Consider the following 25638-nt stretch of genomic DNA (forward strand, 5'->3'; position numbering starts at 1 on the left):
GATGGAGCCGGTTTTCCGTACTCTGGAGATCGCCGCCAAGGTCGCGTTTCGGCTGGTCGGAACCAAGATCGAGTTCACCGGACTCGAACACATCCCGCAAACCGGTGGCGCGGTGATCGCGATCAACCACACCAGCTACATCGACTTCCTGCCGGCCGCGCTGGCCGCCACATACCGCAAGCGCCGGATGCGGTTCATGATCAAGGCCGAGATGAAGGACGTGAAGGTGGTCAACTTCCTGATCACCCGGACCAAGACCATCCCGGTGGACCGCAGCGCCGGTGCGCAGGCCTATGCGGTGGCCGTCGAACAGCTGCGCGCCGGTGAACTGGTGGCGGTCTACCCGGAGGCCACCATCAGCCGGTCCTTCGAACTCAAGGAATTCAAGACCGGCGCGGTCCGGATGGCCTTGGAGGCGCAGGTGCCGATCATCCCGCTGATCGCCTGGGGGGCCCACCGGATGTGGACCAAGGACCACCCGAAGAAGCTGGGGCGGCACAAGATTCCGATCCGGGTAGCGGTCGGCGAACCGATCCCGCCGGACGGCAGCGCGGCCGAACTCGATGCCACGTTGCGGGAGCAGATGACCCGCATGCTGCACGAGGTGCAGGAGTCCTATCCGCACCCGGAGGGTGCGCACTGGGTACCGCAGCGGCTCGGGGGCGGCGCCCCGACGATGTCCGAAGCCCGGGTGCTCGACGAGGCCGAGCTGGCCGAGCGCGCCCGTAAACGGGCGGAAGGCCGATGACCCTGCCGGCGCTGATCGCCACCGACGTCGACGGCACCCTGCTCGATGACGACGAACGCGTCACCCCGCGCACCCGCGCGGCGATCGCGGCCGCGATCGCCGACGGCACCCGGTTCGTGCTCGCGACGGGGCGCCCGCCGCGTTGGATCGCGCCGATCGTCGACGAGCTGGGTTTCGCGCCGCCGGCGGTGTGTGCCAACGGCGCGGTGATCTACGACCCGGAGACCGACACCGTGGTCTCCGCGCGCACCCTGTCGATCGACGCGCTGACCCGGCTGGCCGACATCGCCGGTCGGGTGATCCCCGGTTCCGGTCTGGCCGTAGAGCGGATCGGCAACAGTGCACACGACGCCGCCACGCCGCAGTTCATCAGCTCACCCGGCTACGAGCACGCCTGGCTGAACCCGGACAACACCGAGGTGTCGCTGACCGATCTGCTCTCGGCACCTGCGATCAAACTGTTGATCCGCAAGACCGGTGCGCGCAGCGCGGACATGGCCGCCGCGCTGGCCCCGCACGTCGGCGCCGAAGGCGACCTGACCTACAGCACCAACAACGGCCTGATCGAGATCATGCCGTCGGGCATCAGCAAGGCCACCGGCGTCGCCGAGATCGCCGCGCCGCTGGGCATCCCGGCTGCCGACATCATCACCTTCGGGGACATGCCCAACGACGTGCCGATGCTGGCCTGGGCCGGCCACGGGGTGGCGATGGGCAACGGTCATCCCGAGGCGCTGCAGGCCGCCAACGAGATCACCGCACCCAACACCGACGACGGCTTGGCCCGGGTGCTGGAACGCTGGTGGCTGTAGAACCGCTGGCCCGCAGACCCATGCGGGCGGTCAGCTCGAGATCCGGGTGAACCGCTCCAGCTGCACCGGTGGCCCCTCCGGCGGTGGTGGCGGGAGTTGCTGGGCCACGCCCTCGACCACCCGGGTCACGGTGCCGGTCTCGCGGTCGAAGTTCAACGTGCCGTGCTGGAAGTTCTGCACGATCCACTGCGGTTCGGCGATCTCGGCGCTGGTGGGTAGACCGAGCAGACCACGCTCGTAGCCCAGCGAGGCCCAGGCCGCGTAGATCGCGCCGGTCACGGGCTGGGCGCCGGAGGTCGGCGACCAGTACACCGCGCCGCGTTCGAAGGTGGCGTAGCGGGTTTGGCCGGCGGCCCAGGACTCCGGTGAGGTGGGTTTGCCCAGCGCCCCGGCCTCGCCGCCGAGCGCCTGCCACTTGGCGTGGATGGCACCGCCGCGCAGCTGCTCCTCCAGCGTCTTGGGTAGCGGCGGTTCGTTGAAACGTGCTGCGATTTCCCGGATCTCGTTCATCGCCGCATACGCCGCATCGCCCGGGCAGTCGGTGTTGCCGACGTCGCGGTGGGTGAAGATGGTGGGCAGCGTGGGTTTCGATCCGCGCGGGAAATGGGTGTAGGAGCCGCCGGCCGAGACCAGTTCCACGGTGCCGCGCGGATCGTCATGATCGAGCCCGAGTCGCCAGCCCAGCAGTCGGCCGACGCTGCGCAACTGCGGGTCGCTGGGCCGTTCGTGGTCGAACTCGCCCAGCATCGCCACGCCGAACGTCTCGCGGTTGAAGCCGCCGGTGTGCGAGCCCTGCACGGCGCGGTCGACACCGCCGGCGCGGCCTTCGAAGACTTGTCCGTACTTGTCCACCAGCGCGTTGTAGGCGATGTCGCACCAGCCCAGGGTTTCGGTGTGATAGGCCCAGATGGCGCGCACGATCGCAGCGGAGTCCTCCGGCGCGTAGTCGTTGCTGCCGGCGGTGTGGTGCACGATGCCGGCCCGCACGGTGTCGCTGTAGACCGGGTCGCCGCAGCGGGTCGGGCCCGCACCCCATTGCCCGCGGCCGATAATCGCCGGCGGCTGGCCGGCCGGCAGTACTGCATTCGGTGGTGTCCACTGCGGATCCAGCGGTGCTTGCGGCGGGCTGATCAGGATGACGGACAGGTGCTGGCCCAGAGACTCTTCGACGTTGGCCGGGCGGTAGCCGAGATCGGGTTGCTCGGTCTGCGGCGGTGCCGGATCGGTGACCGGGGCGTTGTCGGGCCGGGTCAGCGAGATCTGGACGGCGTTGGTGGTCCCGACGAACACCGGGTGGCTGCCGCGTGGATGGTGCTGCGTGTCAGCGTCGTCGGTGTGGGTGTCGGTGTCGGTGTCGGCGGTGGATTCCAGGGTTTCGACCTGGTACCACGGTCCCCAGCTGCCGTCGGAGCGTTGCGCGCGCACCTCGGCCGAGGTGGCCGACAGGTCGTCGCCGGTCAGCGCGACCATCGAGAACGGGGTGTCCTGGGACAGTTCGCGGATCGTGACGCCGCCACCCACCCCGGCCAGCGGTTGTTCGGCCAGCCGGGTGTCGGTGGCCTGCGGGGGCGTGGGCTCCTGCTCGCCGGCCACGCTGATCGGCAGCGCGAAGACGGTGGCCGCGATCGCGGTGTAGAGAAGTGTCGGCGCGGGGCGGCGACCGAAACGGCGGAGCACACGCTGATGTTACGTATGGGACTACAGTTGCCACTGTTTCGACACGGTACGAAAGTGAAGAAAGTTAAACCTGCAACGACACCGCAGGGGTAGTGGGCTCATTGGGGGGTCGAGGGGGTGAGCCCGCCCTGCGGTGTCGTTTGGTTACAGGTTCTTCAGTTGTTCAGCCCGCTGCTGGTCAGCCCGCTGCGGCCGGCACCGCGGCCGCGGCCTCGGCCGCCGGGGCAGCTGCGGCCTGGGCGGCCGGCGCGGCTGACTGCACCGCGCTCATGATCGAGGGCATCACCACGCCCTTGAGCAGGTCGATCGCCTGTCCGGCGCCGAGCTGCTGTGCGGCGCTGCTCAGATCGCTGATCAGGCCGCCGCTGGGCGCCGAGGTCGGGATCGCGGCCAGCGACGGGTCACCCAGGATCGGGTAGGTGTTCGCGGTGTCCAAGCCGATCGGTGCGCTGATCGGCTGCTCGTTGGGCAGACCCAGGCCCGGCGTGCTCAGGCTCGGTGCGGTCAACGCCGGGTTGAGCCCGGTGGTGTCCGGCAGCACCGAGGTCGGGCTGGTCAACCCGGGCGCGGTGAGTGACGGCGTGGTCAGCGCCGGGTTGGTCAGCGCCGTATCCAGCCCGGGCGTGGTGGTGGCCGGCAACGTGGCATCCGGGGTGCTCAACGCCGGGGTCAGCGGCGCCGCCGGATCGGTGATGCCCAAGCCCGGCGTGGCCGGCGGCGTGGTCAGCCCCGGGCTGGTCAGCGCCGGTGTGGTGCCCAGTCCGGGTGTCAGCGCCGGGTTGGTAAGCGTGCTGCCGGTGATCGGCTGGGCGCCGGACGGGCTCAGCCCGGTCGGCATCGGCGGCAGGTTCACCCCGAACTGGGACAGGCCCTGCTGCAGCGCCGACATGATCTCGTTGGGAAGGTCGGTCACCACGGCCGCCTGCGTGAACTCTCGCTGCTGCGGCATCGGGGCCAACTCGGAAAGCGCGATGATCGCGAAAGGACTCGCAACGGCCAGCGCGGCGACTGTGCTCGCGGCGGTCGAGAGCCTGCGTCGACGACGGTTCGGCACGGAAGTCTCCTCAATCTGGACTACGTGGGTACATAGCAACTTCACCGATGCTACGGATGAGACTGGTGTGACTAAAGTGACGAGACCCAATCGTGAGCTAACCGCGACCGCGTGAAGACCCGAACCGCCGGATGCGCTGGTGGGCCGTGCCGCACGTGCGCCGGGCGGGCTGAAATCGCACGGTCGGATACCCTTTCCTGCGATGAGTTCTCTCCAACCCCGGGTCGATGCACCCTCGGCGTCTCGCTATGACCTCTTCGTCGTCGGATCCGGCTTCTTCGGTCTGACGATCGCCGAGCGCGTGGCCACGCAGCTGGGCAAGCGCGTGCTCGTCGTGGAGCGCCGTCCACACATCGGCGGCAACGCGTACTCGGAGGCCGAACCGCAGACCGGCATCGAGGTCCACAAGTACGGCGCGCACCTGTTTCACACCTCCAACCAGCGGGTGTGGGACTACGTGCGGCAGTTCACCGACTTCACCGGCTACCAGCACCGGGTGTTCGCCATGCACGACGGCCAGGCCTACCAGTTCCCGATGGGGCTGGGATTGGTCAGCCAGTTCTTCGGCCGCTACTTCACCCCGGACCAGGCCCGGGCGCTGATCGCCGAGCAGGCCAGTGAGATCGCCGGACACGAGGCGGCCAACTTCGAAGAGAAGGCCATCTCGCTGATCGGCCGCCCGCTCTACGAAGCGTTCGTCAAGCACTACACCGCCAAGCAGTGGCAGACCGACCCGCGCGAATTGCCGGCGTCGAACATCACCCGGCTGCCGGTGCGGTACACCTTCGACAACCGCTACTTCAACGACACCTACGAGGGCCTGCCGGTCGACGGTTACACCGCGTGGCTGTCCAACATGGCCGCCGACGAGCGCATCGAGGTGCGGCTGGACACCGACTGGTTCGACGTGCGAGACGAACTCCGCGCCGCCAGCCCGGACGCCCCGGTGGTCTACACCGGCCCGCTGGACCGCTACTTCGACTACGCCGAAGGTCGATTGGGTTGGCGGACCCTCGATTTCGAGCTCGAGGTGCTCCGGGATTGTGGTGACTTCCAGGGCACCTCGGTGATGAACTACAACGACGCCGACGTGCCCTACACCCGGATCCACGAGTTCCGGCACTTCCATCCCGAACGCGACTACCCGTCCGACAAGACCGTGATCATGCGGGAGTACTCGCGGTTCGCCGATGCCGAGGACGAGCCGTACTACCCGATCAACACCGAAACCGACCGCAAGTTGTTGGCCGCCTACCGGACTCGCGCCAAGGCCGAAACCGCGGCGGCCAAGGTGCTGTTCGGTGGCCGACTCGGCACGTATCAGTACCTCGACATGCACATGGCGATCGCCAGCGCGCTGAACATGTACGACAACACGTTGGCGCCGCACCTGATCGACGGTGCCCCCCTGCACGGCCCAGAAGAAAGCGCTTCCGCATGAGTGAGATCCCCTCCGGCCCGCTGGACTCGGCGGAGTCCCGGGCGGTCAGCCTGCTGTCCCGGGTCATCCTGCCCCGGCCGGGTGAGCCGCTCGACGTCCGCAAGCTCTACCTGGTGGAATCCGACACCAACGGACGGCGGGCGCACGCCCCCACCCGCACCACGCTGGAAATCGGTGCCGAGGACGAGGTTTCGTTCGCCACCTACTTCAATGCCTTCCCGGCCAGCTATTGGCGCCGCTGGTCGACGTTGGAATCGGTGGTGCTGCGGGTCGAACTGACCGGTTCGGCCCGGGTCGACGTCTACCGGTCGAAGGCCACCGGCGCCCGGATCACGGTGGGCGGTGCGCCGGTGGTGTCCGCGGACCCGGCCACCCCGGCCTGGACCGAGTTCGAGGTCAGCCTGGCGCCGTTCGAGGACGGCGGCTGGATCTGGTTCGACATCACCACCGACTCCGACGTCACGGTGCACAGCGCCGGCTGGTACGCGCCGGTGCCCGCACCGGGCCGGGCCAACATCGCCGTCGGGATCCCCACCTTCAACCGGCCCGCCGACTGCGTCAACGCGTTGGCCGCGTTGACCTCGGATCCGTTGGTGGACGAGGTGATCGGCGCCGTCATCGTGTCCGATCAGGGCACCAAGAAGGCCGTCGACCATCCCGACTTCGCGGCCGCGGCCGCGGCGCTGGGTGACCGGCTTTCCATCCACAACCAGCCCAATCTGGGTGGTTCGGGCGGTTACAGCCGGGTGATGTACGAAGCCCTGAAGAACACCGACTGCGAACAGATCCTGTTCATGGACGACGACATCCGCATCGAACCGGATTCGGTGCTGCGGGCGCTGGCGTTGAACCGGTTCAGCAAGTCGCCCACGCTGGTCGGCGGCCAGATGCTCAACCTGCAGGAGCCGTCGCACCTGCATGTGATGGGTGAGATGGTCAACCGCGCCAACTTCATGTGGACCAACGCGCCGTTCACCGAGTACGACCATGACTTCGCCAAGTACCCGCTGACCGACGAGGACGAGCGCAGCCGGGCGCTGCACCGCCGGATCGACGTCGATTACAACGGGTGGTGGATGTGCATGATCCCGCGCGTCGTCGCCGAAGAACTCGGCCAGCCGCTGCCGTTGTTCATCAAGTGGGACGACGCCGACTACGGATTGCGGGCCGCCGAACACGGCTACGGCACGGTCACCATGCCGGGCACCGCGATCTGGCACATGGCCTGGAGTGACAAGGACGACGCCATCGACTGGCAGGCCTACTTCCACCTGCGCAACCGGTTGGTGGTGGCGGCCTTGCACTGGGACGGCGAGGTCAAGGGCCTGCTGCGCAGCTCGGTCAAGGCCACCCTGAAACATCTGCTGTGCCTGGAGTATTCGACGGTAGCCATCCAGAACAAGGCGATCGAGGACTTCCTGGCCGGGCCGGAGCACATCTTCTCCATCCTGGAGTCGGCGCTGCCTGCGGTGCACGCGATGCGCAAGGAGTTCCCGGACGCCGTGGTGCTGCCCGGAGCCACCGAACTGCCGACACCGTCCGGACGCAGCTGGCCGCTGAAACCGCCCACCAAGTTGCCGACCATCGGTATTCGGCTGCTGCGCGGGCTGATTCATCAACTGCGCAAGGAAGACCCGGCGCACCACGTGCGCCCGCAGCTCAACGTCGCGACGCAGGATGCCCGCTGGTTCCTGCTGTGCGGCGTGGACGGCGTCACGGTCACCACCGCGGACGGCCGCGGTGTGGTCTACCGGCAGCGGGACCGGGCCAAGATGTTCGCGCTGCTGCGGGCTTCGGCGCGCCAGCACGTCCGGTTGGCCCGCAAGTTCGACACCATGCGGCGGACCTATCGGGAGGCGCTGCCCACCCTGTCGAGCCCGCAGAAGTGGGAAACCGTGCTGCTGGAATCGGCCGATGCCTGACTCCGCCGCCCCGCACGGGGAAGACGCGGCGTTGGTGCTGGTGCAGTCGGCGCTGGCGCAACGCCCCGGTGTGCTGCCCGCCGCTCGCGCACTGTCGCACTTCGGTGAGCACAGCCTCGGGTGGCTGGCGTGCGCCGGTGTGGGCGCGCTGGCCGCGCCGCGCCGTCGGCGCGACTGGCTCGCGGTCGGGGTCGGGGCGTTCGCAGCGCATGCGGCCGCGGTGCTGATCAAGCGGGTGGTGCGCCGGACCCGTCCCGACCATCCCGCGATCGCGGTCAACGTCGGCACCCCGAGCCGGCTGAGTTTCCCGTCCGCGCACGCCACGTCGACGACGGCGGCCGCGGTGCTGATGGCGCGCGCCACCGGTTCGCGCTGGCCGGCGGTGCTGGTGCCGCCGATGGTGTTGTCGCGCATGGTGCTCGGTGTGCACTACCCCAGCGACGTGGCGGCCGGTGTCGTCATCGGCGCGGCGGTGGCCAAGGCGACCGAAGCGGTCGCCGACCGGATCGGAGGCGGGCGATGAGCAACAAGACCGAGCGTGAGCTGGGCCCGCCCAGCAACATCGTCACCGGGGTGATCAAGGCGCTGCGACCGCGCCAGTGGGTGAAGAACCTGCTGGTCTTGGTGGCTCCGCTGGCCGCCCTCGGCGACGACCTGCAGATCGACTCGACGCTGGTCATCCGGGTGGCGTTGGCCTTCGTGGTGTTCTGCATGGCGGCCTCCTCGATCTACCTGGTCAACGACGCCCGCGACGTCGAAGCCGACCGCGAACACCCGACCAAGCGCTACCGGCCGATCGCCGCCGGGGTGGTGCCGGAGGGGTTGGCCTACACGCTGGCGGTGCTGCTCGGAGTTGGCGCACTGGTGATCTCATGGCTGGTCACGCCCAATCTCGCGGTGGTGATCGCGGTCTACCTGGGCATCCAGTTGGCCTACTGCTTCGGCCTCAAACATCAAGCGGTGCTGGACATCTGCATCGTTTCCTCGGCCTACCTGATCCGGGCGATCGCCGGTGGCGCGGCCACCGACATCCGGCTGTCGCAGTGGTTCCTGCTGGTGATGGCGTTCGGTTCACTGTTCATGGCGGCCGGCAAGCGGTATGCGGAATTGCAGTTGGCCGAGCGCACCGGCGCCAAGATCCGCAAGTCGCTGGAGAGTTACACCAGCAGCTATCTGCGTTTCGTGTGGACGCTGTCGGCCACCGCCGTGGTGCTCTGCTACGGGCTGTTCGCCTTCGAACGCGACGGCGGCGAGGCCTCCTGGTGGGCGGTGTCGATCATTCCGTTCACCATCGCGATCCTGCGCTACGCGGTCGACATCGACGGCGGCATCGCCGGCGAACCCGAGGACATCGCGCTGCGGGACCGGGTGCTGCAATTGCTTGCCTTGGCGTTGATTGGAACGGTCGGTGCCGCAATCTACTTCGGTTGACACCCCGACCCTGAGCCGGCGGCCGAGCCTGCGCCGGGCGCCGACGGCGCCGGCCGCGCCGACCGCCGCCACCGAGACCCGCGGACCCGCGACCCCGCCGCCGTCGGCGCCGCCGACACCGCGGTTCCCGTTCTCGTTCTCCACCCGGATCAGTCTGTGGATCAGCCTGGTGGCGGTGTGCGCGTTGTTCGGGTGGGGCGCGTGGCAGCGGCGCTGGATCGCCGACGACGGCCTGATCGTGCTGCGCACCGTGCGCAACCTGATGGCCGGCAACGGCCCGGTGTTCAATGCCGGGGAACGGATCGAAGCCAACACCTCCACGCTGTGGACCTATCTGATCTACCTCGGCGGGCTCGCCGGCGGCCCGGTCCGGTTGGAGTACGTCGCGCTGGCGCTCGCGCTGAGCCTGTCGCTGGCCGGTGTCGCGCTGGTGATGCTGGGGACCGCCCGGCTGTACGCGCCCAGTCTGCAGGGCCGCCAGGCGCTGCTGCTGCCGACCGGGGTGCTGGTGTACATCGCGTTGCCGCCGGCCCGCGACTTCGCCACCTCGGGCCTGGAGAACGGCCTGGTCCTCGGCTACCTCGGTCTGCTGTGGTGGCTGCTGGTCGCTTGGTCGCAGGGTTTGCGGCTGCCGCGCCGGGAAAGCCGTTGGGCGGCAACCGGACCCTGGTTCACCGCGGTGCTGGCCGCGGTCGCCGGGTGCAGCGTGCTGGTCCGCCCGGAACTGGCCCTGATCGGCGGCGGCGCCTTGATCATGATGCTGATCGCCGCGCCGAACTGGCGCCGGCGTGGGCTGATCGTGGTTGCCGGTGGTCTGCTGCCGGTGGCCTACCAGATCTTCCGGATGGGCTACTACGCACTGGTGGTGCCGGGCACCGCGGTCGCCAAGGACGCCTCCGGCGCCAAATGGTCGAACGGGCTGACCTACCTGGCGAACTTCAATGCGCCCTATCTGCTGTGGATACCGGCGATCGCGCTGGTCGCCCTCGGTCTGCTGCTGAGTACCACCCGGACCCGGCCCTGGTGGGTGCACCACGAGGTGGCCAAGGACGCCGGCGCGCTGGCCCGGCTGGTGCAGAGCCCGCCGGCGGTGGTGACGTTCATGGTGCTCAGCGGCCTGGTGCAGGCCATCTACTGGGTGCGCCAAGGCGGCGACTTCATGCACGGCCGGGTGTTGCTGACCCCGGTGTTCTGCATGTTGGCGCCGTTGGCGGTCATCCCGGTGGTCAAACCGGACGGCACCCGGTTCTCCCGCGAGGCCGGTTTCCTGCTGGCCGGGGCGATGACGGTGCTGTGGGGCACCGTGCTGGCCTGGGCGCTGTGGGCGGCCAATTCACCGGGGATGGGCCCCGACGGCACCCGGGTCACCTACACCGGAATCGTCGACGAACGCCGGTTCTACGCGCAGGCCACCGGCCACGCGCACCCGTTGACCGCGGCCGACTACCTGGACTATCCGCGGATGCGCGCGGTGCTGGTGGCGCTGAACAACACCCCGGACGGGGCGCTGCTACTGCCGTCGGGCAACTATGACCAGTGGGACGTGGTGCCGGCCATCCCACCGCCGGATGACCTGCGCACCCCCGACTATCGCGGGCCGCACACGGTGTTCTTCACCAACCTGGGCATGGTGGGCATGAACGTCGGACTCGACGTGCGGGTGATCGACCAGATCGGACTGGCCAATCCGCTTGCCGCGCATACGGTTCGGCTCGGCGACGGCCGGATCGGACACGACAAGAACCTGTTCCCGGACTGGGCGGTGGCCGAGGGGCCGTGGCTCAAGGAGCACCCCTACGTCCCGCAGTACCTGGATGAGGGCTGGATCATCGAAGCCCAGGCGGCGCTGGAATGCCCGGCGACCGTCGCCAAGCTGGAATCGATCAGGATGCCGTTGACTCCGCGGCGGTTCCTGTCGAACATCGCGCACGCCTACGACTACACCAACTACCGGATCGACCGGGTTCCGCAGTACGAGCTGGAGCGCTGCGGACTACAGCAACCCGACCTGCCCGGCGAGCCCTACACGGGCTTGCCGGCCACCGGTCCGTGAGCCCGGTCGGTGGCCGCGGTAACACTTCGGCCTACTGCCGGCGATAGCCAATCGGACCACGGTGTGGCCCGGCAATGACGCCTGGTCAGACCATCCTGGTGAATCGCACCGGTCAAAGTGGGCAGGAGCTGCTGAAAGAGGGTCGAGCACAAAACCTGTGGTTGACTACACGGGCGCGCGGGCGGTGTGGCCGGGGTCGTCGAGGGACTCTGATGCGCGCAGCATACGAAAGATGGGATAGGTAGTTCTATGAAGTTCGCCGAGAAACTGCGTGGTGCATGGGGGCGCCGCCTCGTCGTCGGAGCAGCGGCTGCGGCCCTGCTGCCGGGCCTGGTGGGTGCCGTCGGAAACACTGCGACGGCGGGAGCGTTCTCCCGTCCGGGTCTGCCGGTGGAATACCTGGACGTGCCCTCTGCCGGGATGGGTCGCGACATCCGCGTCCAGTTCCAAAGCGGTGGCGAGAACTCACCCGCGGTGTACCTGCTCGACGGTCTGCGCGCGCAGGACGACTACAACGGCTGGGACATCAACACTGCGGCGTTCGAGTGGTACCACGGCTCGGGCCTGTCGGTGGTCATGCCGGTCGGTGGCCAGTCCAGCTTCTACGCCGACTGGTACAAGCCGGCCTGCGGCAACAACGGCTGCCAGACCTACAAGTGGGAGACCTTCCTGACCCAGGAGCTGCCGGCTTACCTGGCCACCAAGGGTGTGGACAGCACCCGCACGGCTGCCGTCGGTCTGTCGATGGCCGGTTCGGCTGCGCTGACCCTGGCGATCTGGCACCCCAACCAGTTCCAGTACGCCGCCTCGCTGTCGGGTTACCTGAACCTGTCCGAGGGCTGGTGGCCGATGCTGGTCAACCTGTCGATGGGTGATGCCGGCGGCTACGACGCCAACGACATGTGGGGCAAGACCGAAGACCCCAACAACGCGTGGGAGCGCCACGACCCGATGGTCAACATCCAGCGCCTGGTGGACAACAACACCCGGATCTGGATCTTCTGCGGTAACGGCAAGCCGGCCGAGGTCAACGGCAGCATCGCGGGCAACAACTTCAACGCGAAGTTCTTGGAGAGCTTCACGCTGCGCACCAACAAGACCTTCAAGGACAACTACATCGCCGCCGGCGGCACCAACGGTGTCTTCAACTTCCCGGCGGGCGGCACGCACGACTGGCCCTACTGGGGCGAGCAGCTGCAGGCGATGAAGCCGGACATCCAGCGGGTGCTGGGTGCGGTTCCGCAGGATCCGGCCGCGCTGGCCTCGGCCGAGGCGGCTTCGGCCACCGAAGGCGGCTGATCCGCGCCACGAAGTTCGACAGCGACGACGGCGGCGGCCCATTGGGTCGCCGCCGTCGGCGTTCCCGGCAGCCGTGGCGCGCCGATGTGGTTCACTACCCGAAGAAACGGGTGAGCAGTGAGGGATTGGCGATGCGGATGACCCTGCGGACGACGGTGCTCAGAATCCTGGGAGCCGTGCTGCTCCTGGCCGGAACCTGGACGGCCACCGCGCTGGCGCCGCAGGCGCACGCCGAGAGCGTCGAGTACCTGCAGGTGCCGTCGGCGGCGATGGGCCGCGACATCCCGGTGGCGTTCCAGGGTGGCGGGCCGCACGCCGTGGTGTTGCTGGATGCGTTCAACGCCGGCCCCGAGGTGAGCAACTGGGTCACCGCCGGCAACGCGATGAACACGTTGGCCGGTCGTGGTCTGTCGGTGGTCGCACCGGCCGGTGGCGCATTCTCGATGTACACCAACTGGGATCAGGATCCGAGCAAGCAGTGGGAGACCTTCCTGTCCACCGAGCTGCCGGACTGGCTGGCGGCCAACAAGGGTCTGGCCCCCGGTGGGCACGCCGTCGTCGGCGCCGCGCAAGGCGGCACGGCCGCGCTGAACCTGGCCGCCTACTACCCGAACCGGTACCGCTACGCCGGGTCGATGTCAGGCTTCCTGTACCCGTCGAACACCTTCGTCAACGGCGCCTTGCACGACGGCATGATGCGGTTCGGCGGGGTGGACACCAACCTGATGTGGGGCCCGGCCCAGGGTGGCCGGTGGAAGAACCACGACCCCTACCACCATGCGCAACTGCTGGTCGACAACGGTGTGCGGCTGTGGGTGTTCTCACCGCAGACCCTGACCGCCAGCGACCCCGCGGCCATGGTCGGCTACGCCGATCAGGCCCAGGGCACCAACCGATCCTTCTACGCCAAGTACCGCAGCATCGGTGGGGTCAACGCCAACTTCGACTTCCCGATCGAAGGCGATCACGGCTGGGGTTCGTGGGCTCCGCAACTCGGCGCCATGGCCGGTGACCTGGCACACCAGCTCCGGTAGCCGACGAGGCGCGGATCGAGTCAGCAGCAGTGACCGCCTGGGACGGCGGCCCGCCGAGGGCCTCGAAATTCACCGGTACGGTGGAATCGTGCTGACCAAGGCGTGGTCCCGGGGACCGGGTGCTCTCGCGGCTTCGGCGCTGATGGGCATCGTCGGCGCGGTGGCCGTGGTGGCCTGCGCACCCAGCGACAACGTGCTGACCTCCCCGGTCGGCCCGGCCGGTCCCGACGGCACGCATCCGGTGCTGGATGCCGACGATCTGGCCGTCACCCCGCAGCAGCGGGCCTACCTGGACGCGTTGAAGGCCGCGGGCGTGCAGCCCTCGAGTGCGCTGCTGGCATTGTCGATAGGGTCGTACATCTGCCAGGCGGTCGACGCCGGGCAGAGCACGCAGGCAGTCCGCGACTTCATCCTCCCGATGGTGCGGGGTGAATACAGTGACTCCAACCCGGGCGTCGCCGTGACGTCGATGACCTCCGAGGTCCGCGACACCACCGACGTCTACGTGCGTACCGCTACCGACGAACTCTGCTAGCAGGAGAAGATGGCTTCCTCTTCGCGCAACGCCACTCGGCGGCGCCACCGCATCCTGGCCTGGGCCGCCGCCGTGGCCGTGGCCGTCGTCGTGGTGCTGGTCGCCGTGATGATCTGGATCATGGCCCGCAAGCCGGACACCCCGCCGATCGCGGAACCGCCGGAGGCCGTGCCGACCTCACCCACCAAACCGGGTCAGAAGCCGCGACCGGAATTCCAGGACGCCAGCTGCCCGGACGTGCAGGCGCTGCTGATCCCCGGCACCTGGGAGTCGTGGCCCACCGAGGATCCGTTCAATCCGACCAAGTACCCGATCGCCTTGCTGCTCAACGTGTCCCGGCCACTGCAGGAGCAGTTCAGCACCGAACGGGTGCAGGTCTACACGGTGCCCTACACCGCGCAGTTCCATAACCCGCTGTCCAACGACGGCCAGATGTCCTACAACGACAGCCGGGCCGAAGGCACCCAGGCCGCGGTCAAGGCGCTCACCGAGATGTCCGAGAAGTGCCCGCTGACCAGCTATGTCCTGATCGGCTTCTCGCAGGGCGCGGTGATCGCCGGCGACATCGCCAGCGACATCGGCAACGGCCGCGGCCCGGTCGACGAGGACCTGGTGCTCGGTGTGACGTTGATCGCAGACGGCCGCCGCGAAGTGGGCGTCGGCCAGGAGGTCGGGCCCAACGCGCCCGGCCACGGCGCCGAGATCACGCTGCACGAGGTGCCGATGCTGTCCACGCTCGGCCTGACCATGAGCGGCCCGCGGGACGGCGGCTTCGGGGCGCTCAACGACCGCACCAACCAGATCTGCGCTGCCGGCGACCTGATCTGCGCAGCTCCCGACGGCGCCTTCTCGATCGCCAACCTGCCGCGCACCCTGGAAACGTTGGCCGGCGGAGCCGGGCAACCCGTGCACGCGATGTATGCCACGACGCAGTTCTGGCAAGTCGACGGTCAACCTGCCACCGAGTGGACCCTGAACTGGGCGCGCAACCTGATCGAGAACGCGCCGCACCCCAAACACGGGTAACGAGGCCATTGCGATTTGGTCCGGGCCCTACTGGCCCGTAACATTAAGAGGAAGATAAGACGTGTAGTCGTTGTCCCATCCGACTCAGATCCGCTCAGGCCGCACGGCCCTCGGTAGGATCGAGAGGTTTGAGTTCAGCGACCAGGACTCACGGGCGGTTCAGGCGGCGCCGAATGCGCAGCCGTCAGCCGCCCCGCTAGTCGTTTGCGAACAGGAGAGATGGCATGCCGTTCCACAACCCCTTCATCAAGGACGGCAAGATCGTATTCCCGGAAAACGCCAGCATCGTCGGGCACGTGGAGAAGTGGGCCAAGGTCCGCGGCGACAGCCTGGCGTATCGCTTCCTGGACTTCTCCACCGAACGCGACGGTGTGGCACGGGAATTGACCTGGGCCGACTTCAGCGCCCGCAACAAGGCCGTCGCCGCGCGGCTGCAGCAGGTCACCGAGCCCGGTGACCGGGTGGCGATCCTGTGCCCGCAGAACCTGGACTATCTGGTGGCGTTCTTCGGTGCGCTCTACGGCGGCCGCATCGCGGTGCCGCTGTTCGACCCGTCCGAGCCCGGTCACGTCGGCCGGCTGCACGCGGTGGTCGACGACTGCAAGCCGTCGGCGATCCTGACCACCACCGAGGCCGCCGAAGGCGTGCGCAAGTTCTTCCGCAGCCGCCCGGCCAAGGAGCGTCCGCGCGTCATCGCCGTCGACGCGATTCCGGACGAGGTGGCCGCCACCTGGGTCAGCCCGCCGGAACCGGACGAGACCACCATCGCCTACCTGCAGTACACCTCGGGTTCGACCCGGATCCCGACCGGTGTGCAGATCACCCACCTGAACCTGGCCACCAACGTGCTGCAGGTGATCGAGGCGCTGGAAGGCGAAGAGGGTGACCGCGGCCTGTCCTGGCTGCCGTTCTTCCACGACATGGGTCTGATCACCGCGCTGCTGTCGCCGATGATCGGCTACCACTTCACCTTCATGACCCCGGCCGCGTTCGTGCGTCGGCCCGAGCGGTGGATCCGCGAACTGGCCCGCAAGGAAGGCGACACCGGCGGCACCATCTCGGTGGCCCCGAACTTCGCGTTCGATCACGCCGCCGCCCGCGGCGTGCCCAAGGAGGGTTCGGAGCCGCTGGACCTGTCCAACGTGAAGGCCATCCTGAACGGCAGCGAGCCGATCTCGGCGGCCACCGTGCGGCGCTTCAACGACGCGTTCGGGCCGTACGGTTTCCCGGCCAAGGCGATCAAGCCGTCCTACGGTCTGGCCGAGGCGACGCTGTTCGTCTCCACCACGCCGAGCGCCGAGGAGCCCCGGATCATCTCGGTGGACCGCGATGAGCTGAACTCGGGCCGGTTCGTCGAGGTGCCCGACGATTCGCCCAAGGCCGTCGCGCAGGCCGGCGCCGGTAAGGTCGGGCTGGACGAATGGGCCGTCATCGTCGACGCCGAATCGGCCACCGAGCTGCCCGACGGCCAGATCGGTGAGATCTGGATCAGCGGTCAGAACATGGGCACCGGCTACTGGGGCAAGCCCGAGGAGACCGCGGAGACCTTCCACAACATCCTCAAGTCGCGGATCAGCGCGTCGCACGCCGAAGGCGCGGCCGACGACGCCACCTGGGTGCGTACCGGCGACTACGGCGCGTACTACGACGGCGAGCTGTTCATCACCGGCCGGGTCAAGGACCTGGTGATCATCGACGGCCGCAACCACTACCCGCAGGACCTGGAGTACTCGGCGCAGGAGGCCAGCAAGGCGCTGCGCACCGGCTACGTCGCGGCGTTCTCGGTGCCCGCCAACCAGCTGCCCGACGAGGTGTTCGAAAATGCGCACTCGGGGCTCAAGCGCGACCCCGACGACAGCTCCGAACAGCTGGTGATCGTCGCCGAGCGGGCCCCGGGCGCGCACAAGCTCGAAGTCGGCCCGATCACCGACGACATCCGCGCGGCAATCGCCGTGCGGCACGGTGTGACCGTGCGCGACGTGCTGCTGACCGCAGCCGGCGCCATCCCGCGCACCTCGAGCGGCAAGATCGGCCGCCGAGCCTGCCGGGCGGCCTACCTGGACGGCTCGCTGCGGGCCGGCAAGGTGGCCAACTCCTTCCCCGACGCGGGTGACTAGCAGCGAAGAAGAACACGAGCGAGCCGGAGGCGGCGGCGCCCGAGCGAGATTGAGGCCTGACGAATGTCCGAAGACCACGTGACTCCCGAAGAGGCAGCGTCGACGTCGCAGGCTCCGGCGGTGCCGGCTGCCCGCACCGAGCTGTCGGTACCCGAGATGCGCGCCTGGCTGCGCAACGCGGTGGCCGAGGCGATCAATCAGCCGCCGGACAGCATCGACGAGTCCGCCCCGCTGATCGAGCTGGGGCTGTCCTCGCGCGATGCGGTGGCGATGGCGTCGGACATCGAAGACCTCACCGGTGTCACGCTGACCGCCACGGTGCTGTTCCGGCACCCCACCATCGAGGCGCTGGCCACCGTGATCGTCGAGGGCGAGCCGGAACCGGAGAGCACCGACGGCGAAGACTGGTCGCGCGAGGTCGACGAGGACAACTACAACATCGCGATCGTCGGGGTGGCCACCCGGTTCCCCGGTGACCTGAACACCCCCGACCAGATGTGGGACGCCCTGCTCGCCGGCAAGGACTGCATCACCGACCTGCCGGAGGGCCGGTGGGAGGAATTCCTCGACGAACCGCGGATCGCCGAGCGGGTGGCCAAGGCCCGCACCCGCGGCGGCTACCTGTCCGACATCAAGGGTTTCGACTCGGAATTCTTCGCGTTGTCCAAGATCGAGGCCGACAACATCGACCCGCAGCAGCGGATGGCGCTCGAGCTGACCTGGGAAGCCTTGGAGCACGCCAGGATTCCGGCATCCAGCCTGCGCGGCACCAGCGTCGGGGTGTACATCGGCAGTTCCACCAACGACTACAGCTTCCTGGCGATGAGCGATCCGTCCATCGCCCACCCGTACGCCATCACCGGCACCGCGAGCTCGATCATCGCCAACCGGGTGTCCTACTTCTACGACTTCCGCGGCCCGTCGGTCGCGGTGGACACCGCGTGCTCGAGCTCGCTGGTCGCCGCGCACCAGGGTGTGCAGGCGCTGCGCAGCGGTGAAGCCGACGTCGCGGTGGTCGGCGGCGTCAACGCCCTGATCACCCCGCTGGTGACGGTCGGCTTCGACGAGGTCGGTGGCGTGCTGGCGCCGGACGGCCGGATCAAGTCCTTCAGTTCCGACGCCGACGGCTACGCCCGCTCCGAGGGCGGCGGCATGCTGGTGCTCAAGCGGGTGGCCGACGCGCGCCGCGACGGTGACCAGATCCTGGCGGTGATCGCCGGTAGCGCGGTCAACCACGACGGCCGCTCCAACGGACTGTTGGCGCCCAACCCGGACGCGCAGGAAGCCGTGCTGCGCAAGGCCTATCAGGACGCCGGGATCAACCCGCGCGACGTCGACTACGTCGAGGCGCACGGTACCGGCACCATCCTGGGCGACCCGATCGAGGCCGACGCGCTCGGTCGCGTCGTCGGCCGGGGCCGCGACGCCGACCGTCCGGCCCTGCTCGGTGCGGTGAAATCCAATGTCGGCCACCTGGAGTCGGCGGCCGGTGCAGCCAGCCTGACCAAGGTGACGTTGTCGCTGCAGCGCGGCAAGCTGCCGCCGTCGATCAACTACGCCGGCCCCAACCCCTACATCGACTTCGAGCGCGAACATCTCAAGGTCAACGACACCGTCTCGGACTGGCCGCGCTACAGCGGTCACGCCATCGCGGGCGTGTCCGGCTTCGGCTTCGGCGGTGCCAACGCGCACCTGGTGCTGCGCGAGGTGCTGGCCTCGGATCTGGTCGAACCCGAACCCGAACCCGAAGCGGCCCAAGACGAGTCGAGCGCTGATGACGCCAACGCGATCTACGTCGGCGGGGTCCGGATGGACGAGTACGGCGAGTTCATCGACGAGGACGACGACGATGACGCGCGCGGTGATGACGAGTTCTACGGCCGGGCTTCCGATGCCGAGCCCGAGCTGCCCGGGCTGACCGACGAGGCGCTGCGCCTGCTGGAGGTGGCGCGCGCGGAACTCGCCGCCAGTGAAGCCGCAGAGCCGACCAAGAATGTTGTACCGCTGGCGGTTTCGGCGTTCCTGACCTCGCGTAAGAAGGCCGCTGCAGCCGAGCTGGCCGACTGGATCGACAGCGAGGAAGGTCGGTCGTCCACGCTGGAATCGATCGGACGGTCGCTGTCCCGGCGCAACCACGGCCGCTCCCGCGCGGTGGTGCTGGCCCATGACCACGACGAGGCGATCAAGGGTCTGCGGGCGATCGCCGAAGGCAAGCAGCACCCGAGTGTGATCTCGGCCGACGGTCCGGTCACCGACGGGCCGGTCTGGGTGCTCGCCGGTTTCGGTGCGCAGCACCGCAAGATGGGCAAGAGCCTGTACCTGCGCGACGAGGTCTTCGCCGAGTGGATCAACAAGGTCGACGCCCTGATCCAGGATGAGCGCGGCTACTCGATCGTCGAGATGATCCTGGACGACTCGATCGACTACACCGACGAAACCGTCGACTACCCGATCGAAGTCGTGCAGGTGGTGATCTTCGCCATCCAGATCGCGCTGGGCGAGGTGCTCAAGGCGCACGGTGCGAAACCCGCTGCGCTGGTGGGACAGTCGCTGGGTGAAGCCGCCGCGGCGTACTTCGCCGGCGGTCTGAGCCTGGCGGATGCCACTCGTGCCATCTGCTCGCGCGCCCACCTGATGGGCGAGGGCGAGGCGATGCTGTTCGGTGAGTACATCCGGTTGATGGCGCTGGTGGAGTACTCCGCCGACGAGATCAAGACGGTGTTCTCCGACTTCCCCGACCTCGAGGTGTGCGTCTACGCGGCCCCCACCCAGACCGTCATCGGCGGGCCGCCCGATCAGGTCGACGCGATCATCGCGCGCGCGGAATCCGAGGGGAAGTTCGCCCGCAAGTTCCAGACCAAGGGCGCCAGCCACACCCAGCAGATGGACCCGCTGCTCGGTGAGTTGTCTGCCGAGTTGCAGGGCATCGAACCGCTGCCGTTGAGCACCGGCTACTTCTCCACCGTGCACGAGGGCAGCTACATCCGGCCCGGCGGCGACCCGATCCACGACGTCGAGTACTGGAAGAAGGGGCTGCGGCACAGCGTCTACTTCACCCACGGCATCCGCAACGCGGTGGATTCCGGGTACACCACGTTCCTCGAACTGGCGCCCAACCCGGTGGCGCTGATGCAGGTGGGTTTGACCACCATGGCCGCCGGTCTGCCGGACGCGCAGCTGATCGCGACGCTGGCCCGTAAGCAAGACGAGGTCACCTCGATGACCACGGCGATGGCGACCCTGTTCGTGCACGGCCACGACCTGGACTTCCGCACGTTGTTCACGCCCGCCTCGGCCGGTCTGGCCGGTGCGCTGGACTACGCGAACATCCCGCCGACGAAGTTCAAGCGCAAGCAGCACTGGCTGGACGCGCACTTCACCGGCGACAGCTCGGCGGTGATGCCGGGCAACCACGTCGCCACCCCGGACGGCAAGCATGTCTGGGAGTTCGCCGGCAGAGGCCAGACCGATCTGGCTGCTCTGGTGAAAGCCGCTGCCGCCCAAGTGCTTCCGGATGCCAAGCTGACCGCCTCGGAGCAGCGCGCGGTGCCCGCCGAGGGTTCGCGACTGGTCACCACCTTGACCCGGCATCCCGGTGGCGCCGCGGTGCAGGTGCACGCCCGGATCGACGAGTCGTTCACCCTGGTCTACGACGCGATCGTCACCCGCGGCGGTGCCGCGGCTGCGCTGCCGACCGCCGTCGGAGCCGGAACCGGTGTGGCCGAGCAGGTTTCGGAAGTCGCAGTGGTTGAACCCGAAGTCGAAGACGATGCCGCGATCCTGTCCGACAACCTGACCCAGGGCGTCAATCTGGGTGCCGGGTTCGCCAAGTGGTCCCCGGAAACCGGTGAGACCGTGGCGCAGCGGTTGGGCAGCATCGTCGGCGGCGCGATGGGCTATGAGCCCGAGGACCTGCCCTGGGAGGTGCCGCTGATCGAGCTGGGCCTGGATTCGCTGATGGCGGTGCGGATCAAGAACCGGGTCGAGTACGACTTCGACCTGCCGCCGATCCAGCTCACCGCGGTGCGCGACGCCAACCTGTACAACGTCGAGGAACTGATCAAGTACGCGATCGAGCATCGCGACGAGGTCGACCAGATCGCCGAGTCGCAGAAGGGCAAGACTGCCGAGGAGATCGCCGCCGAGCAGTCCGAACTGCTGGGCGGTGCGTCCACGGTCGCCGAGCTCGAAGCCAAGCTGGCCGAGGTCGGTCACCCGCTGGCCGGCGCCGAGTCCGATGCGGCCGCCGAGTCCGACGCGGCCGCCCCGACCGGTGCGATCCCGGCTCCGCCGACCGAGCCGTCCGGGCCCGCCGCAGCGATTCCCGCACCGCCCACCGACCCGTCCGGACCGACCGGTGCGATCCCGGCTCCGCCGACTGATCCGTCCGGCCCCGGCGCAGCCTCGCCCTCGGGTCCCTCCCAGGCGACCGCGGCTGCCGCGGCGGCCAAGGTGCTGACCCAGGAGGCGGTCACCGAGGCGCTCGGCGCCGACGTCCCGCCGCGCGACGCCGCCGAGCGGGTCACGTTCGCGACCTGGGCGATCGTCACCGGCAAGTCGCCGGGCGGCATCTTCAACGAGCTGCCGGCCGTCGACGACGAGACCGCGACCAAGCTTTCGGCGCGACTCTCCGAACGTGCCGAGGGCACCATCACCGTCGAACAGGTGCGCTCGGCTGCGACCATCGAAGAGCTGTCCAGCATCGTGCGCGACCAGCTCGAAGAAGGTGTGGTGGACGGCTTCGTCCGCACCCTGCGCGCCCCCAAGGAGGGCTCGAACGCGGTTCCGCTCTTTGTTTTCCACCCCGCCGGCGGGTCGACCGTGGTCTACGAGCCGCTGATCAAACGGTTGCCGGCGGACACCCCGATCTACGGCATCGAACGCGTCGAAGGCTCGATCGAGGAACGCGCCACCGAGTACGTGCCCAAGCTGCTCGAGCTGCACGACGGCCCGTTCCTGTTGGCCGGGTGGTCCCTGGGCGGGGCGTTGGCCTACGCGTGTGCGATCGGGCTGCGGCAGGCCGGCGCCGATGTGCGCTACGTCGGGCTGATCGACTGCGTGCGCCCGGGTGTGCCGATCGACCAGTCCCAGGCCGGCATGCGGGCCCGCTGGGACCGCTACGCCCGGTTCGCCGAACGCACCTTCAACGTCGAGGTGCCCGAGATCCCGTACGAGGAACTCGAGAAGCTCGACGACGAAGGCCAGGTCAAGTTCGTGCTCGACGTCGTCGCGCAATCCGGCGTGCAGATCCCGGGCGGCATCATCGAGCACCAGCGCACCTCCTATCTGGACAACCGGGCGCTGGACACCATCGAGATCCAGCCCTACGACGGGCACGTGGTGCTCTACATGGCCGACCGCTACCACGACGACGCGATCGTCTTCGAGCCCGCGTACGCCACCCGGCAACCGGACGGCGGTTGGGGCGAGCACGTCACCGACCTCGAGGTGGTGCACATCGGTGGCGAGCACATTCAGGCCATCGACGAGCCCTACATCGCTAAGGTCGGTGCACACATGAGCCAGGAGATCAGCAAGATCCAGGCCGAACAGGGCCAGAAAGGCGACTAGGCGTGGCTAGCGACACCGCGGGCACCCCCGCACCCAGCACCCCGGCAACCACCGCCGAAAAGCTCGCCGAGCTCCGCGCGCGGCTGGAATTGGCCAAGGAACCCGGCGGCGAGAAGGCGGTCGCCAAGCGGGATAAGAAGGGCATCCCGAGCGCCCGCGCCCGGATTCACGCGCTGCTCGACCCGGGTAGCTTCCTCGAGATCGGGGCGCTGGCCAAGACCCCGGGCGACCCGAACGCGCTCTACGGCGACGGCGTCGTCACCGGGCACGGCACCATCGACGGCCGCCCGGTCGGTGTGTTCAGCCATGACCAGACGGTGTTCCAGGGCTCGGTCGGTGAGATGTTCGGCCGCAAGGTGGCCCGGCTGATGGAGTGGGTGGCCATGGTCGGCTGCCCGATCATCGGCATCAACGACTCGGCCGGCGCCCGGATCCAGGACACTGCGACGTCGCTGGCCTGGTACGCCGAACTGGGTCGGCGCCACGAACTGCTGCGCGGCCTGGTCCCGGAGATCTCGCTGATCTTCGGCAAGTGCGCCGGCGGTGCGGTCTACTCGCCGATCCAGACCGACCTGGTGGTCGCGGTGCGCGACCAGGGCTACATGTTCGTCACCGGACCCGACGTGATCAAGGACGTCACCGGTGAGGACGTCAGCCTCGACGAACTCGGCGGCGCCGACGCGCAGGCCCGCTACGGCAACATCCACCAGGTGGTGGAATCCGAGGCCGCCGCGTTCCAGTACGTCCGGGACTACCTGAGCTTCCTGCCGGCCAACACCTTCGACGACCCGCCGACGGTGAACCCGGGCCTGGAGCCCGAGATCACCCCGCACGACCTCGAGTTGGACTCGATCGTGCCGGACAGCGACAACATGGCCTACGACATGATGGAGATCCTGCTGCGGATCTTCGACGACGGGGATGTGTTCCAGGTCGGCGAGAACGCCGGCCCGGCGATGATCACCGCGTTCGCCCGGGTGGACGGCCGGCCGGTCGGTGTGATCGCCAACCAGCCGATGCACATGTCCGGCGCGATCGACAACGAGGCCTCCGACAAGTCGGCCCGGTTCGTCCGGTTCTGCGACTCGTTCAACCTGCCGCTGGTGTTCGTGGTGGACACCCCCGGCTTCATGCCCGGTGTGGAGCAGGAAAAGGGCGGCATCATCAAGCGCGGCGGCCGGTTCCTCAACGCCGTGGTGGAGGCCGACGTCCCCAAGGTCACGTTCACCATCCGCAAGTCCTACGGCGGTGCGCACGCGGTGATGGGGTCCAAGCAGCTCTCGGCGGACCTGAACTTCGCCTGGCCCACCGCGCGCATCGCGGTGATCGGTGCCGAGGGTGCCGCGCAGCTGTTGGTGAAGCGGTTCCCGGACCCGACCGCCCCCGAGGTGCAGCAGATCCGCAAGGAGTTCATCGAGGGTTACAACCAGGGCATGGCGGTGCCGTGGATCGCCGCCGAGCGGGGCTTCATCGACGGTGTGATCGAGCCGCACGAGACCCGGCTGCTGCTGCGCAAGTCGCTGAGACTGTTGCGGGACAAGCAGATCAGCCGCGTGCAGCGCAAGCACGGCTTGACCCCGATCTAACCTTTACGCTGACCCTGCCCATCGTGAACCGTTAATTGCGTACGCATCGCCCGAGTGCCGGCGTAAACAATTCACGGTTCACGACGGGTTTGGGGGCTGGCTGTTCAGTTCGGGTCGCCGGCCGTGGTCGCGGTGCTGTCACCGAACCACTTCTCCTTGATCAGGTTGTAGGTGCCGTCCTCACGCATCTTGAACAGCGTCTGGTTGATCGGCTTGCGCAGCGGGCTGTGGATCGGGAAGACGAATCCCTGGTTCTCGTCCTGGAACACCGGTCCGGCCAGCACCGCCACGCCTTCGCCGCGGTGCGCCACGTAGTACCGCAGCACGGGCGCATCGCCCACCACCGCGTCGTAGCCCTCCTCGCGTAGCAGTCGGTAGGCCTCCTCGATGGTGCGCGTTTCGGTGGCCGGGATGCCCATGTTGCGCAGGTACTCGGTGGCGGTGGTGTCGGCGACGGCGGCCACCGATTTCTCGTAGAGATCCGCGGGACCGTGGATCTTGGAATCCAACTTGGCCACCGTCAAGGTGGCGCTGAGGTTGGCCGAGTAGAACGCGATGAACACGATTCCGGCGAACCCCCACAGGATGGCCATCGCCTGGGTGAGCGCTCGGGTCGCGGTGGTGCTGTTCTTACCGACCAACGAACCGATGCCCCAGCCGAACGACTGCACGATGCCCGGAAAGTAGGAGCGGGACACCACGGGTGACTCGGCGCGCCGCTCGACCAACCAGAACACGTGCGCCGGAATCACACTGACCACAACCGCGGCGCTCAACCAGATCAGCATGGTGCGCGACAACAACAGGTCGAGGTAGCCGCCGAGGCCCGGCACCGACGGGCGGGTGTCGTGCACCGGGACGATGATCTGCAGTCCGGCGTCCAATGTCGGTTGCGAGAAGTCGAAGATCCGTTCGCGGTCGGAGGTCAGCGAGATTCCGCCGACCGCGACGTCGGCCCGGCCCTCGCGGACCGCGGCCAACTGTCCGGATACGTCGCTGGTGTCGAGGAAGGTGGTGTCCCGATCCAAGCGTTTGGCGATCTCGTTCCACAGGTCGATGCTGAACCCGGTCAGTTCGCCGTCGGCGGTCTGCATCACGAACGGTTCCAGGTCGTGCACCGCGACGGTGACCGGCGGCTGCGGCTGAGGTTGTGGGTCGGGCTCGGCCGCAGCCGACGCCGCCAGCCCGGGGGCGCCGCCGAGCAGCAGCAGGAACAGCAACGCAGCGAGCAGCGCCGAGCACCTGCCGAGAGTCCGAGGCTCAGCCGACACGACGTCGATCCGCCGCCGGTTCGCCGAGCTCAGCCATTCCTGCACCATACTGAACCGCACG

General features: G+C 68.4%; 17 protein-coding genes. 14 read left to right on the top strand and 3 right to left on the bottom strand.

Annotated elements, in window-relative coordinates; all coding sequences use genetic code 11:
* Position 1 precedes the first annotated feature (1 nt).
* Positions 2 to 748, top strand: coding sequence for a lysophospholipid acyltransferase family protein (locus AC5Y3P_RS12705; RefSeq protein WP_500046259.1), 747 nt, complete (start codon positions 2 to 4; stop codon positions 746 to 748).
* Positions 745 to 1560, top strand: a complete 816-nt coding sequence (locus AC5Y3P_RS12710) for an HAD family hydrolase (RefSeq protein ID WP_500046260.1) — start codon at positions 745 to 747, stop codon at positions 1558 to 1560. The genes AC5Y3P_RS12705 and AC5Y3P_RS12710 overlap by 4 nt, the downstream gene beginning before the upstream one ends.
* Positions 1561 to 1590: 30 nt before the next feature.
* Here AC5Y3P_RS12710 and AC5Y3P_RS12715 read toward each other — a convergent pair whose 3' ends face one another.
* Both AC5Y3P_RS12715 and AC5Y3P_RS12720 read right to left on the bottom strand, forming a co-directional pair.
* On the bottom strand, positions 1591 to 3237 hold the full coding sequence (locus tag AC5Y3P_RS12715) for an N-acetylmuramoyl-L-alanine amidase (RefSeq protein ID WP_500046261.1): 1647 nt from the start codon (positions 3235 to 3237) through the stop codon (positions 1591 to 1593).
* A 178-nt stretch (positions 3238 to 3415) separates the two neighbouring features.
* Positions 3416 to 4291 (bottom strand): hypothetical protein, encoded by an 876-nt coding sequence (locus tag AC5Y3P_RS12720; RefSeq protein ID WP_500046262.1) that lies wholly within the window; start codon positions 4289 to 4291, stop codon positions 3416 to 3418.
* A gap of 202 nt (positions 4292 to 4493) precedes the next feature.
* On the opposite strand from AC5Y3P_RS12720, the gene glf reads away from it, so the two are divergent.
* From glf to AC5Y3P_RS12780, 12 genes are all read left to right on the top strand, one after another.
* Complete coding sequence (gene glf, locus AC5Y3P_RS12725; RefSeq protein WP_500046263.1) at positions 4494 to 5732, top strand: UDP-galactopyranose mutase; 1239 nt, start codon at positions 4494 to 4496, stop codon at positions 5730 to 5732.
* Entirely contained in the window at positions 5729 to 7654 is a 1926-nt protein-coding gene (locus AC5Y3P_RS12730) for a glycosyltransferase (RefSeq protein WP_500046264.1), read from the top strand. Before glf ends, AC5Y3P_RS12730 begins: the two co-directional genes overlap by 4 nt.
* Entirely contained in the window at positions 7647 to 8177 is a 531-nt protein-coding gene (locus AC5Y3P_RS12735; RefSeq protein WP_500046265.1) for a phosphatase PAP2 family protein, read from the top strand. Before AC5Y3P_RS12730 ends, AC5Y3P_RS12735 begins: the two co-directional genes overlap by 8 nt.
* Positions 8174 to 9085, top strand: a complete 912-nt coding sequence (locus AC5Y3P_RS12740) for a decaprenyl-phosphate phosphoribosyltransferase (RefSeq protein ID WP_500046266.1) — start codon at positions 8174 to 8176, stop codon at positions 9083 to 9085. The genes AC5Y3P_RS12735 and AC5Y3P_RS12740 overlap by 4 nt, the downstream gene beginning before the upstream one ends.
* Positions 9063 to 11138: a terminal beta-(1->2)-arabinofuranosyltransferase gene (gene aftB, locus AC5Y3P_RS12745; RefSeq protein WP_500046267.1), complete on the top strand. Its 2076-nt coding sequence runs from the start codon at positions 9063 to 9065 to the stop codon at positions 11136 to 11138. Before AC5Y3P_RS12740 ends, aftB begins: the two co-directional genes overlap by 23 nt.
* A 249-nt stretch (positions 11139 to 11387) precedes the next feature.
* Positions 11388 to 12437, top strand: coding sequence for an esterase family protein (locus tag AC5Y3P_RS12750; RefSeq protein ID WP_500046268.1), 1050 nt, complete (start codon positions 11388 to 11390; stop codon positions 12435 to 12437).
* A gap of 137 nt (positions 12438 to 12574) precedes the next feature.
* Positions 12575 to 13471: an alpha/beta hydrolase-fold protein gene (locus AC5Y3P_RS12755; protein ID WP_500046406.1), complete on the top strand. Its 897-nt coding sequence runs from the start codon at positions 12575 to 12577 to the stop codon at positions 13469 to 13471.
* 88 nt (positions 13472 to 13559) lie between these two features.
* Positions 13560 to 14006, top strand: coding sequence for a DUF732 domain-containing protein (locus tag AC5Y3P_RS12760; protein ID WP_500046269.1), 447 nt, complete (start codon positions 13560 to 13562; stop codon positions 14004 to 14006).
* Between the two features lie 9 nt (positions 14007 to 14015).
* Positions 14016 to 15032 carry a carboxylesterase Culp6 gene (culp6, locus tag AC5Y3P_RS12765; RefSeq protein WP_500046270.1) on the top strand — a complete coding sequence of 339 codons (1017 nt, stop codon included), beginning with the start codon at positions 14016 to 14018 and terminating at the stop codon, positions 15030 to 15032.
* Positions 15033 to 15256: 224 nt separating this feature from the next.
* Complete coding sequence (gene fadD32, locus AC5Y3P_RS12770; RefSeq protein ID WP_500046271.1) at positions 15257 to 17149, top strand: long-chain-fatty-acid--AMP ligase FadD32; 1893 nt, start codon at positions 15257 to 15259, stop codon at positions 17147 to 17149.
* 63 nt (positions 17150 to 17212) lie between these two features.
* Positions 17213 to 22720 (top strand): polyketide synthase Pks13, encoded by a 5508-nt coding sequence (pks13, locus tag AC5Y3P_RS12775; RefSeq protein WP_500046272.1) that lies wholly within the window; start codon positions 17213 to 17215, stop codon positions 22718 to 22720.
* Positions 22721 to 22722: 2 nt separating this feature from the next.
* A complete protein-coding gene (locus AC5Y3P_RS12780; protein WP_500046273.1) occupies positions 22723 to 24306 on the top strand; it encodes an acyl-CoA carboxylase subunit beta in 1584 nt (527 codons plus the stop codon).
* Between the two features lie 104 nt (positions 24307 to 24410).
* Here AC5Y3P_RS12780 and AC5Y3P_RS12785 read toward each other — a convergent pair whose 3' ends face one another.
* A complete protein-coding gene (locus AC5Y3P_RS12785; RefSeq protein WP_500046274.1) occupies positions 24411 to 25577 on the bottom strand; it encodes a transporter substrate-binding domain-containing protein in 1167 nt (388 codons plus the stop codon).
* Positions 25578 to 25638 lie beyond the last annotated feature (61 nt).

The sequence above is a fragment of the Mycobacterium sp. NGS45 genome, from assembly GCF_059812645.1.